Raw genomic sequence first — 11075 nt, 5'->3', positions numbered from 1 at the left:
ATGGGACAGCTTGAGGTGTGGGAGACACAATTTGATTTATTAAAAGCACATTGGTTAAAAGAGTATGAGATTAATTACTCAGACTCCATCTATGAAGGAATTCATTACTGGGATCAAAACGGTCGTTTTTCTTTTGCTCTTTTTAAGAAAGAAAAAAAGGAAGAGTTTTATGAACTTATGAAGTTGGTGTATGACTGTAAATATTCAACTAAAAAAAATACCGTTCAGCAAATTGAAGAGTATGTTAGAAGAAATTATCAACAAGATATTAAATTGCATGAAATAGCAGATCGTTTTTTTCTAAGTAGGGAGTATATTTCAAGGAAATTCAAACAAGAATACCACGAGACTATTACTGATTATGTAACGAAGATTAAAATTGAAAAAGCAAAAGAATTATTAGGGAATCCTTTCTTAAAAATTTATGAAATTGCTGAAACGGTTGGCTATCAAAATGATAAATATTTCATAAAGGTATTTAAGAAACGTGAAGGGCAAACACCTAAGGAATATAGATTATCTTTACAAAAGAGCTAGAATGTTGTAAGAATGTATCCTTCCTTCAAGAAAAAATTTTAGGTGTTGTCATTCGTATCGTTTTGAATTAGACTGAGAGTGCAGTTGCTTTTTCTTTTTGGAAAGCGTTTTCACTATTGGCGAAGGAGAGACTAATGGCAACGATAGAAGATGTCGCTAAACGGGCTGGATTATCAAGATCGACTGTATCTAGAGTAATCAATCATCACCCTTATGTATCAGAGAAAAAAAAGAAATTGGTTTATGATGCTATGAAGGAATTAGAGTATCATCCTAATTCATCAGCACAAAGGTTAAGAACGCAAAAGACAGATACGATTGCTGTACTTGTTCCACGTCTAACGAACCCATTTTTCCCTTTCTTAATAGAGGGGTTAGAAATGATAGCGGTGGAATACGGTTTCCAACTATTAATCTGTCAAACGCACCAAGACAAGGAGAAAGAACTTAATTTTTTGAATTTGTTACAAACGAAGCAAGTAGATGGTCTCATTTTTACATCAATTGAAAATGATTGGGAAACAATTGCTACCTATAAAGAATGTGGTCCAATTATTCTATGTAATGAATATAGATCGGAGGCTACATTCCCAGTAGTAAGACTCGATCAGGTTAAGGGAAGTTATTTAGGAACTCGTCACCTAATTGAAAAGGGGCATAAAAAAATAGCATATTGTGGCGGTACAGCAAGTGAACTTGGAATAGACCGTGAAAAAGGATTTAGGAAGGCTATTAATGAATTTAGTCTAGAGGTAAGGGAAGAATGGGTTTTCCGTGATCCTTATAGTATTGACTGTGGGAAAAGAGTTCTAAGAGAAATACAAGTAATGGAAGACCGACCTACAGCTATTTTCACAGGTAGTGACGAAATTGCTGCGGGGATAATTAAACAAGCAAAAACTTTAGGTGTAAAGATTCCTGAAGAGATTGCAGTCATCGGATTTGATGATCAACCGATTGCTGAATTAATGGAGCCGACATTGACAACAATTAGGCAACCGATTAAAGAGATGGGACAGAAAACAATGGAAGTTATGCTTTCAATGTTAAATAATCCTAGTGGTAACGAAAAACAAATCATTGAATTACCGATACAAGTGATTAGTCGAGAATCCGTTTAATGTTAGTATTTGTGGGAACGATCCCACACTTCTGAAGCGGTTTCTCATGTATTTTATGGGATCGTTCTCATATGTATGAGAACGATCCCATAAAAGCTGCAATTCAATTAACTTATAGGGGGAACTAATATGTTAAACGTAACAGTATGGAATGAGAACCGTCATGAGCAAAAGAATACGGTCGTACGAGATATTTACCCAGAAGGAATCCACGGGGCTATCGCTAGCTTTCTACAAGAAGCAAAGCTAGATGTGAAAACAGCAACGCTCGATGAACCTGAACACGGACTAACTGAAGAGGTTTTGAACAATACCGATGTTTTAATTTGGTGGGGACATCTTGCGCACGATGAAGTAGAGGATGTTATTGTGGAGAAGGTGAAGAAAAGAGTATTAGAAGGAATGGGATTAATCGTTCTTCATTCAGGACATTTTTCTAAAATTTTCAAAACGTTAATGGGAACGAGTTGTGATTTGAAATGGCGTGAAGCAGATGAAAAGGAGCGCATTTGGATTATTGAACCAAGTCATCCGATTGTAGAAGGAATTGGTGAATATATCGAACTTGATAAAGAAGAAATGTATGGTGAGCACTTTGATATTCCTACACCTGATGAACTAATCATGATGAGTTGGTTTGAGGGCGGAGAAGTGTTCAGAAGTGGTTGTACGTACCAAAGAGGCAATGGAAAGATCTTTTATTTCCGTCCTGGGCATGAGACATACCCTACGTATCATAATAAAGAAATTCAACGAGTAATCAAAAACGCAGTTGAGTGGGCAAAGCCAGTCAATCGCTCTTATCCTGTTTATGGTAACGCTAAGCCGCTTGAGGAAATTAAAGCAAAATAGAAATCGTGATTTAGTATCAGTTAATTAATGTTTGGATAAAAAGCATTTAAATAATAGGGGGAAACATAATGAGTAAATTAAAAGTAGCTGTTATCGGTTGTGGGAGCATTGCTAAGAACCGTCACTTACCGGAGTATGTCAATAATAAAGACGTAGAAATTGTCGCTGTTTGTGACATTGTTGCAGAACGTGCAAAGGAATTCGCAGACTTGTATAAAGCAACTGCTTATACAAGATATGAAGAGCTACTTGCCAATCCTTCGATTGATGCAGTGAGTGTATGTACACCAAACTATTTACATGCGCCGATTTCAATTGCTGCCTTCCAAGCAGGAAAGCATGTACTTTGTGAAAAGCCAATGGCAACATCACGTTCGGATGCAGAGAACATGATTAAGGCTGCACAAGAAAACGACAAAAAATTAATGATCGCACATAATCAACGTTTCGTCCCATCTCACCAAAAAGCGAGACAATTGATTGAAAATGGAGAAGTTGGAAAAATATACAGCTTCCGTACGACGTTTGGCCATGGTGGTCCTGAGGGTTGGAGTGCTGATGGAGCTGAAAGTTGGTTCTTCAAAAAAGAGCAAGCGTTTATAGGTGCAATGGGAGACCTAGGTGTGCATAAAACGGATTTGTTAAGATTCATCTTAGATGAAGAATTTGTTGAAGTTGGTGCCTTTATTGAAACAAGCGCGAAGAGTAACGCTGATGTGGATGATACGGCAGTATGTGTGTTAAAAACAGAAAGTGGTATTATTGGAACTTTAGCTGCTAGTTGGTCCTATGTTTCAAAAGAAGATAATTCAACAATTATCTACGGTGAAAATGCAATTCTTCGATTAGAGGATGATCCAGTCAATTCACTTGTCGTTCAATATAAGAGTGGCGAAGTCGTTAAATATGAGCTTGGTGGTATTCAAACAAATGACTCGGGTGGTCAAACGAACACACAAGTCATTGATCAATTTGTTAACGCTATTATTCAAGATGTTGAACCAGCTGTTTTAGGAGAAGAAGGGATGAAATCTCTACAAATAGTATTATCTGCACTAGAATCTAGCGAAACGAAACAAATAGTTAGTCTTTAAATAAAGGAGAATCACATGAGTAAAATTAAAATGGGAATCATCGGTGCTGGAGGTATTGCTCAAGATCGTCACATTCCGGCATACCTACAATTAACGGACTCTGTCACTCTTGAAGCCGTTTGTGATATGAATATGGAAACGGCACATGCAGTTGCTCTTAAGTTTGGGATCAACAAAGTGTATGCGGAATACAAGGAACTATTAAGTGAAGTTGATGCGGTCACCATTTGTACCCCAAATAAATTTCATGCTGAAATCACCATTGCTGCTTTAAATGCCGGTGTTCATGTTTTTTGTGAGAAACCGATGGCGCTAAATACAAAAGAATGTGAAGAAATGATAGAAGCGGCAGAACAATCAGGTAAAGTTTTGGCAATTGGGTATCATTATCGTTTTATGAAAGATTCACGTGCTGCAAAAAAGGTAATAGTAGCAAATGAAATTGGTAAACCAATTGTAGCTAGAGCACAAGCACTAAGAAGAAGAAAAGTACCAGGTTGGGGCGTTTTCACCAATAAAGACCTTCAAGGCGGGGGAAGTCTTATTGACTGGGGTTGTCATTTTTTAGACTTATCTCTTTGGTTGCTAGGAAATCCGAAACCTGTTGAAGTAATAGGAAGATCATACAATCACTTAAGTAAGATGGCAAATCAAGTGAATCAATGGGGAGAGATTAACCATGAGACATTTGAAGTCGATGATCATGTAACAGCATATATCACTTTTGAAAATGGAGCATCGATGCTGTTTGAAACGTCTTGGGCAGCCAATATTAAAGATGATATTGAAAGCGTTAGTATTTCTGGGCTAACAGGAGGCATTGACTTATTTCCATTTGAACTTAACCAAGCGAGACATGGCATACTCATCAACAGTCAGGCAAATTGGATATCGGGTGAAGAAAATCCTGGGCTTAATCAAGTTAGAAATTTCATTGAGACTTGTTTAGGAAAAGAGGAACTGGTCGTTAAACCCGAAGAGGCTTTACAAGTTTCAAAAATTATTGATGCTATTTACTTAAGTAGTGAGACTGGTAAGAGTATTAAATTAGCATAGAGGAGGATGGCAATGAAGTTAGGTGTGTTCACTGTATTATTTTCAGAGAAAAATGTTGATGACATGCTAGATTACGTTAAACAAGCTGGTGTAAAGGCAGTTGAAATTGGAACAGGTGGCTATCCAGGGAACGCCCATTGTGACATAGATAGTCTGCTTGAAAGTGAAGAGCTTCGTAAGGAATACTTAGAAAAAATAACGTCTAGAGATCTTGAAATAAGCGCCTTTAGCTGTCATGGAAATCCAATTTCACCTGACTCATCATTTGCAAAAGAGTCGCATAAAGCATTAGTTAAAACAATTAAACTAGCAAATCTTATGGATGTACCGGTGGTCAATTGCTTCTCAGGAACAGCAGGTGACCATGAAGACGCAAAATATCCAAATTGGCCTGTAACACCATGGCCTAATGAATACGGTGATGTTTTAAAATGGCAATGGGAGGAGAAGTTAATTCCATATTGGAAGGAATGGGGTCAGTTTGCCAAGGATCATAATGTGAAAATTGGCTTAGAGCTTCATGGGGGATTTTTAGTTCATACACCTTATACCCTTCTTAAATTAAGAGAAGAAACATGTGACGCTATTGGTGCAAATCTTGATCCTAGTCATTTATGGTGGCAAGGCATTGATCCTGTAGCAGCCATTAAAATTTTAGGGAAAGCGAATGCGATTCATCACTTTCATGCTAAAGATACGTACATTGATCAAGACAACGTAAATATGTATGGATTAATTGATATGCAACCATATGGAGAAGTACAAACACGAGCATGGACATTTCGTTCTGTTGGATGTGGTCACAGTGTTAAAGAATGGTCGGATATGATAAGTACACTGCGAACGTTTGGTTATGATTATGTGGTGAGTATTGAACACGAAGATCCAATCATGTCAATTGAAGAAGGGTTTACTAGAGCGGTTAAGAACTTGAATTCGATCTTAATAGAAGAAAAACCTTCTGATATGTGGTGGGTTTAATGAAACTAAATCTTTTGTAGAATGTGAAAGAGCATATATATGTTAAATGTAAATAGACTCTTAGGCCATAAGTAACATAAGTAAGCCCGCATTCAAACAACGCATAATAACACGTAACACCTCCTGGTACGATACATGAATCAACTAAAGGAGGTGCTTTTCTTATGCCGCAACAAAAATTAACGATCGTCCCCGTTATACAACATTCCGAAAATAAAGCTCTCGATACACCAATTTCTCCAACAACTCTTTCAAATAGCGTTTGCACGATCAAAATGGCAACCGCTGAAATATCCTTCTTCAACGGCAAGATGGGAGAACCATCCAAACCGTAATGAGGGAGTTGAAACATCTATGAAACATGATTATACTGGCGTGAAATAGATCTACATCATTTGTGGGAAGACTGATATAAGAAAAGGCATTGACAGATTGGCCACACTGATTCAGGATTCTTTCGAGCTCGATCCGTAAAGCGATTCGCTTTTTTTATTTTCTGAGTGGAGTAAAGATCGCTATAAATGTTTATCTTTCGAAGGTGATGGCTTTGTCATGCTCTATAAACGGTTGGATAACGGAAAACTCCAATGGTCAAAAAATGAAGATGAAGTACGCCAGGTTACTTCGATTTTACCATTTTCGCTAAGATGCATTTTAATTTTTTTGAAAAGTTTACCCCTTTTTAAACACGCACTATATTAATTAACTCAACTTTCGCACACTGAAATAGGCAGGGAGATCTTGATGTAATTAGGTAAGCCCGCAATCCAGTGTTGAAGTTGACTTTAAATTAACTTTTGGATTTTTTTGTTACTTTCTTTTAGGACATCTTGAAGAAGCTCAAGTAGCTGACCAAGTGCAACAGCTCAATCAAGATCGCTGATTTCAACACGCCTGGTTTTTTATACAACTATTGATCGTTGACGTCTAGCAGCGCCTAATTCAACTTTTAGGAAGATCAATCCTGCAATAAACAGTAAAAACGACCCAATGATCGATACTATCCGTCCAAAAATAACTAAATTGATGTTCAATTTTTTCACTCCATTTCAAATACTTTCTTTATAAATATGATTAAGTGAACAAGATTGTTCGTAGTCTATAGCGTAGCGGTAAGTTAGTCCAATTCTTACTTGAAAATCATAGCTTATGCAGACAGGACGTTTGAGTATAAAAAAAGCTTGTCGATTGGCCTCTTAAAAGGTTGTTATCGACAAGCTAATTTTTGTTCTTATTCTTTTTCAGAATCTGCTGGTGCTTCTGTATCTGAAGCTGAACCCGATTGTGTCTTTGTTTCTCCTTTATCGACGATGTTTGAGAAACGAGAATCTTTAATATCAACGTTAGCCCTATCAAATAATTCACTCATCACTTGATCTTGTGATTTTGATTTCTGTTGTATAAGCTGCTCTTCGATATCTGCTTTGAAGTCTTCATATGTTTCTTTACGATCGGTAACTTTAATGATATGGAAACCATGTTGAGATTTTACTGGATCACTAACCTTACCAACTTCTAAGTTAAATGCTGCCTCCTCGAATTCTGGAACCATTTGTCCTTTACTAAAAAAGCCTAAACTTCCGCCCTTTGTAGCTGAACCAGTATCGATTGAATGTTCTTTCGCTAGCTCTGCAAAATCTTCACCAGCTTTGATTTTCTCAAGAATTTCATTTGCTGTTGTTTCATCTTCAACAAGGATATGGCTTGCTTCGACTTGCTCACCAAATTGTTCTTTGTTTTCCTCGTAGTAGGATTTTTTTTCTTCTTCTGTTACTTCGACACCTTCTGCTGCGAGTTTCTTAAGAACGATTTGAGGCACAATGTATTCATCTGTGAATGCATCGATTGAATCAACTTGAATGTTAAATTGAGTGCTGAGCAATTCGATAAGTGCCTCATCATCGTCTACTCCAAATTGCGTTTTAAAATTGTTAAGCTCTTCGTCAATCTCCTCTTGTGCGATATCAACCGAATTAGCTTCCTGCTTAAGAATTGTACGTTGGATTAATTCTTCTAATGTCGCTTCACCGTAGCGATCTTTTAGTGTATCAACAAATTGGGATTCTGTAATTTCTGTTCCATCAATCGTAGCAACAGTTGTGTTTTCACTATTTCCGTTGTTACAAGCAAAAAGCAAAGTCATACATGCTAGTCCAATCGCGGCTATTTTAGTTTTTTTCATATCAATGGCTCCTTTATTTATTACTCAATGATCTAAACTCTATCCAAAGAAAAATACTATATTATGATAACATTTAATCGTGTGATTTCATTATCTTATTAAAGGTATAGATGGAAATTTGAGCTATATATATGTTTAGCAAAAAAAGTGTGGATTATAACGTAATTTCAAAAACTTAACTTATTAAGTGGGTGGCTTAATCAAACCCGTTTTCAATATGATAGAAATGCGGAGGATAACAGATTAATTTCCATGTATAATGTAATAAAACAGAAATTAAAGAAATATGATCTTCAAACATTATAGAAGACAGGATGATTCAGACATGCATTGGAAACCAAATCGAAAGGATAAAAAACCGATCTATAAACAAATTGCAGAATATATGGAAAGTGAGATCACTTCAGGAAATTTTCCTTCCAAAAGTTTGTTGCCTTCTGAACGAACATTAGCAAAGGAGTTTCAAGTTAATCGAAGTACGGTTGTTGCGGCGTATGATGAGTTGCAGTCAATTGGACTTGTTGATCGGATTAAAGGTAGTGGAACGAGAGTTAGTAGTGATATATGGGGACTCATCAATAAACGAATCCCTAATTGGAATCGATATGTAGAAGATGGCTCGTTCTTACCAAGCTTTCCGCTTGTCCAAAGACTTCGTCAGCAAACGCAAGATCATGATCTTATTAATCTAGCAAGTGGGGAATTGTCAGCGGATTTGTTCCCAACGACGCAGTTTGAACATCTTTTATCTAAGCAGCCTTTTCGAGAACACTTGGGTTATGACCATCCACAAGGAAATGAACAACTAAGAAAAACAATTTCCCATCATGTTCAACAATACAAAAATATTAAGACAACACCGTCTTCTATTTTAATTACATCTGGTGCTCAACAAGCCCTTCATCTTATTGTTCAAGGGCTACTGAAGCCAGGGGATGCAGTGGCGATTGAAGATCCATCTTATTGTTTTTCTCTTCCCTTGTTTGAATCTGCAGGGTTGAAAGTTTATTTTCTTCCTGTCGATAAGGATGGTGTTCATCCAGAAGATCTAATTTCACTACATAGAAAACATCGCATTCGGATGGTCTTTTTGAATCCAGATTATCAAAATCCTACTGGAACTGTGCTTAGTATGGAGCGTCGAAAACAGATTCTTGAATTGTCAGCTAAGTTCGGTATTCCGGTTATTGAGGATGATCCTTACAGCTTGACGTCCTATAACGGCAAAGTGAATCCAACGTTGAAATCAATGGATTCGAATGGGAATGTGCTATATGTAAGTTCTTTATCTAAAATTGTCGCCTCTGGTTTGAGAATTGGCTGGATTATTGGTCCTACACCTGTTATTCAAAGGCTTGCGGATATAAAACAGCAGGTTGATTTTGGGCATAGCGTCTTTCCTCAATGGATCGCAAATCAATTTTTACGTTCAAATGATTTTGATCATCATATTCGTCATTTGCGAAATCAATTGGAACAACGTAGAAATGAAATGACTTCAACTTTAAGTAGCTTGTTAGGTAACAAAGTCGAATGTATAATGCCAGATGGTGGCATTCATCTGTGGTGTAAAATCAATGAACCATTTGATGAAGCCAGATTAATGGAGGAAGCAATGGAAAGAGGAGTAGCCTTTGCACCAGGTAGCATTTTAGGAACAGAGAAAGGCTATGTTCGTTTTACATACGGGAGAGGTAAGGTGGACGATATCCAAATTGGGATGGTAAGGTTTAAAGAAGCACTAACAAAAATGACATAAAATAGGCCATGTCATTTGTTACATGGCAGCTTTCATTAATAAGACATGAAGTGGATGACCAAATTCCTACTAAAGTGGATGGCTTCATTTGATCCTATTTTTTCTAAAATAGAAAGAGACCCTATTTAAGTCTAGTTCTTAAGAAATATTAGATGGTGAGAGTTCTAATCCTCAACTAAAGCGAAAAAGGAGAAACAAGATGACTTTTTTAATTATTTTAGCCATGATTGTGTGCGTTATTGCACTTGTGATTACATTGGCTCTTACAAAAGCCCAAGACCCTAATTACGGTAGTCAGAGGACGATTAAAAATCTTTCATATATTTATATTGGATTGATTCCCGTTATCGTTATTGTAATCGGTGTTTTTTGGATGTTCTTATAGGAAAGAATAAGAAAATGAGAAGCTAATTTATTAATAGAACTGATTGCTTTAATTTAACAAAGTTAGAAATGTAAAAACATTTCACCGTAGATACGAGGAGAACTAACGGGACAGGCTATCTGTCCTTTAGTTTGTAGGAGAAGGATATGAACAAGCTTTTATATAGCTTTCTTGTAGTATTAACAACTGCGTTAATGGGCTCAGCATTTGCGATAGGAAAAATTGGTTTGGAATACTCTTCACCCATTTTCTTAGTGGCATTACGATTTACATTTGCAGGCATCATGATGGCTATTATTGTCCTGTTACTTAAACGACGACATCCAGATTCTATTTCCGATTGGATCAAAATTGTTTCGATAGGATTTTTTCAAACTGCAGGTGTGATGGGATGTATTTTTGTAGGGTTGCAAACCGTTCCTTCTGGGGAGTTATCAATCCTTACATTTACAAATCCTTTATTAGTTGTAGTATTTGGTACATTTATTTTGAAAATGAAATATAATCTTCGCCAATGGGTAGGCGTTCTTTTAGGATTTGTTGGAGTTTATATTACGATTGGCGCGAATCTAGAATTGAGAGTTGGAACTATTTTAGGTATATGTTCTGCAATTTCTTGGGCAGTAGGGACGTTGCTTATCAAAACATATGCCAAGCAACTTGATACATGGGTATTGACAGCCTATCAAATGTTATTTGGAGGGCTTATCCTTTTAATGTTAAGCTTCCTAATGGAGAATCCACATTTTACAATCAATGTTGACTCTATTTTTATCCTAGTATGGTTAACGCTCATGGCATCAATTGTCCAATTTGCCGTTTGGTTTTATCTTATTCAAAATGGCGATCCAGGCAAAGTAAGTGCATTTCTGTTTTTAGCACCCTTTTTTGGCGTGATTTCAGGCTGGTTATTACTTGGTGAGAGATTAACATGGAATGTATTAGTTGGTGCTGTGTTCATTTTTGTTGGTATTTTCTTAGTGAATTGGACGAGGAAAGGGAAGCAGGATAGAGCAGTAGGTTTCAAGAAGATACAAAAGGAAAAAGAGGTTATGTAGTTTAATTGTGAATCGATATAGTTTGATGAATAATCTACTTATCTTTATAA

The 11075-nt window shown here is 36.7% G+C and carries 12 protein-coding genes and 2 pseudogenes; 11 read left to right on the top strand and 3 right to left on the bottom strand.

Features of this window, described 5'->3' with window-relative positions; all coding sequences use genetic code 11:
* The 8 genes and pseudogenes from IQ10_RS12010 to tnpB all read left to right on the top strand — a co-directional run bounded on the left by IQ10_RS12010 (window position 1) and on the right by tnpB (window position 6343).
* On the top strand, window positions 1–537 hold the full coding sequence (locus tag IQ10_RS12010) for a helix-turn-helix transcriptional regulator (RefSeq protein WP_144450754.1): 537 nt from the start codon (window positions 1–3) through the stop codon (window positions 535–537).
* Between the two features lie 134 nt (window positions 538–671).
* A complete protein-coding gene (locus IQ10_RS12005; RefSeq protein WP_144450753.1) occupies window positions 672–1658 on the top strand; it encodes a LacI family DNA-binding transcriptional regulator in 987 nt (328 codons plus the stop codon).
* A 129-nt stretch (window positions 1659–1787) separates the two neighbouring features.
* Window positions 1788–2510, top strand: a complete 723-nt coding sequence (locus IQ10_RS12000) for a ThuA domain-containing protein (RefSeq protein WP_144450752.1) — start codon at window positions 1788–1790, stop codon at window positions 2508–2510.
* Between the two features lie 68 nt (window positions 2511–2578).
* Window positions 2579–3604, top strand: coding sequence for a Gfo/Idh/MocA family protein (locus tag IQ10_RS11995; protein WP_144450751.1), 1026 nt, complete (start codon window positions 2579–2581; stop codon window positions 3602–3604).
* Between the two features lie 15 nt (window positions 3605–3619).
* On the top strand, window positions 3620–4660 hold the full coding sequence (locus IQ10_RS11990; RefSeq protein WP_144450750.1) for a Gfo/Idh/MocA family protein: 1041 nt from the start codon (window positions 3620–3622) through the stop codon (window positions 4658–4660).
* A gap of 12 nt (window positions 4661–4672) precedes the next feature.
* Entirely contained in the window at window positions 4673–5641 is a 969-nt protein-coding gene (locus tag IQ10_RS11985) for a sugar phosphate isomerase/epimerase family protein (protein ID WP_144450749.1), read from the top strand.
* A 164-nt stretch (window positions 5642–5805) separates the two neighbouring features.
* Entirely contained in the window at window positions 5806–5976 is a 171-nt protein-coding gene (locus IQ10_RS11980; protein WP_242009818.1) for a hypothetical protein, read from the top strand.
* Between the two features lie 49 nt (window positions 5977–6025).
* Window positions 6026–6343, top strand: a pseudogene (tnpB, locus tag IQ10_RS18795) (IS66 family insertion sequence element accessory protein TnpB).
* 5 nt (window positions 6344–6348) lie between these two features.
* On the opposite strand, the pseudogene IQ10_RS18900 reads toward tnpB, so the two are convergent.
* From IQ10_RS18900 to IQ10_RS11960, 3 genes and pseudogenes are all read right to left on the bottom strand, one after another.
* Window positions 6349–6528, bottom strand: a pseudogene (locus IQ10_RS18900) (IS4 family transposase); the annotation flags it as partial.
* A gap of 15 nt (window positions 6529–6543) precedes the next feature.
* Window positions 6544–6675 (bottom strand): hypothetical protein, encoded by a 132-nt coding sequence (locus IQ10_RS18575; RefSeq protein WP_277878013.1) that lies wholly within the window; start codon window positions 6673–6675, stop codon window positions 6544–6546.
* A 197-nt stretch (window positions 6676–6872) separates the two neighbouring features.
* A complete protein-coding gene (locus IQ10_RS11960) occupies window positions 6873–7823 on the bottom strand; it encodes a peptidylprolyl isomerase (RefSeq protein WP_144450748.1) in 951 nt (316 codons plus the stop codon).
* Between the two features lie 325 nt (window positions 7824–8148).
* Between IQ10_RS11960 and pdxR the strand changes: the two genes are divergently transcribed.
* From pdxR to IQ10_RS11945, 3 genes are all read left to right on the top strand, one after another.
* Window positions 8149–9582: a MocR-like pyridoxine biosynthesis transcription factor PdxR gene (gene pdxR, locus IQ10_RS11955; protein WP_144450747.1), complete on the top strand. Its 1434-nt coding sequence runs from the start codon at window positions 8149–8151 to the stop codon at window positions 9580–9582.
* Between the two features lie 199 nt (window positions 9583–9781).
* The gene (locus tag IQ10_RS11950; RefSeq protein ID WP_144450746.1) at window positions 9782–9967 is read left to right on the top strand and encodes a BshB3 potential contributor to bacillithiol synthesis; all 186 of its coding nucleotides are present in this window, start codon (window positions 9782–9784) and stop codon (window positions 9965–9967) included.
* Window positions 9968–10113: 146 nt separating this feature from the next.
* Complete coding sequence (locus IQ10_RS11945) at window positions 10114–11025, top strand: DMT family transporter (RefSeq protein ID WP_144450745.1); 912 nt, start codon at window positions 10114–10116, stop codon at window positions 11023–11025.
* Window positions 11026–11075: the final 50 nt, after the last annotated feature.

It is taken from the genome of Halalkalibacter nanhaiisediminis, from assembly GCF_007830185.1.
Classification (GTDB): Bacteria; Bacillota; Bacilli; order Bacillales; family Bacillaceae_D; genus Halalkalibacter; species Halalkalibacter nanhaiisediminis.
The sequence above is the reverse complement of the archived record's forward strand: the minus strand, read 5'-3'. Positions and strand labels throughout refer to the sequence as shown.

Bases quoted from the DNA above. Each gene is read 5' to 3' on its own strand.
- IQ10_RS12010 (WP_144450754.1), top strand. From the start codon at position 1: ATGGGACAGCTTGAGGTGTGGGAGACACAATTTGATTTATTAAAAGCA.
- IQ10_RS12005 (WP_144450753.1), top strand. From the start codon at position 672: ATGGCAACGATAGAAGATGTCGCTAAACGGGCTGGATTATCAAGATCG.
- IQ10_RS12000 (WP_144450752.1), top strand. From the start codon at position 1,788: ATGTTAAACGTAACAGTATGGAATGAGAACCGTCATGAGCAAAAGAAT.
- IQ10_RS11995 (WP_144450751.1), top strand. From the start codon at position 2,579: ATGAGTAAATTAAAAGTAGCTGTTATCGGTTGTGGGAGCATTGCTAAG.
- IQ10_RS11990 (WP_144450750.1), top strand. From the start codon at position 3,620: ATGAGTAAAATTAAAATGGGAATCATCGGTGCTGGAGGTATTGCTCAA.
- IQ10_RS11985 (WP_144450749.1), top strand. From the start codon at position 4,673: ATGAAGTTAGGTGTGTTCACTGTATTATTTTCAGAGAAAAATGTTGAT.
- IQ10_RS11980 (WP_242009818.1), top strand. From the start codon at position 5,806: ATGCCGCAACAAAAATTAACGATCGTCCCCGTTATACAACATTCCGAA.
- IQ10_RS11960 (WP_144450748.1), bottom strand. From the start codon at position 7,823: ATGAAAAAAACTAAAATAGCCGCGATTGGACTAGCATGTATGACTTTG.
- pdxR (WP_144450747.1), top strand. From the start codon at position 8,149: ATGCATTGGAAACCAAATCGAAAGGATAAAAAACCGATCTATAAACAA.
- IQ10_RS11950 (WP_144450746.1), top strand. From the start codon at position 9,782: ATGACTTTTTTAATTATTTTAGCCATGATTGTGTGCGTTATTGCACTT.
- IQ10_RS11945 (WP_144450745.1), top strand. From the start codon at position 10,114: ATGAACAAGCTTTTATATAGCTTTCTTGTAGTATTAACAACTGCGTTA.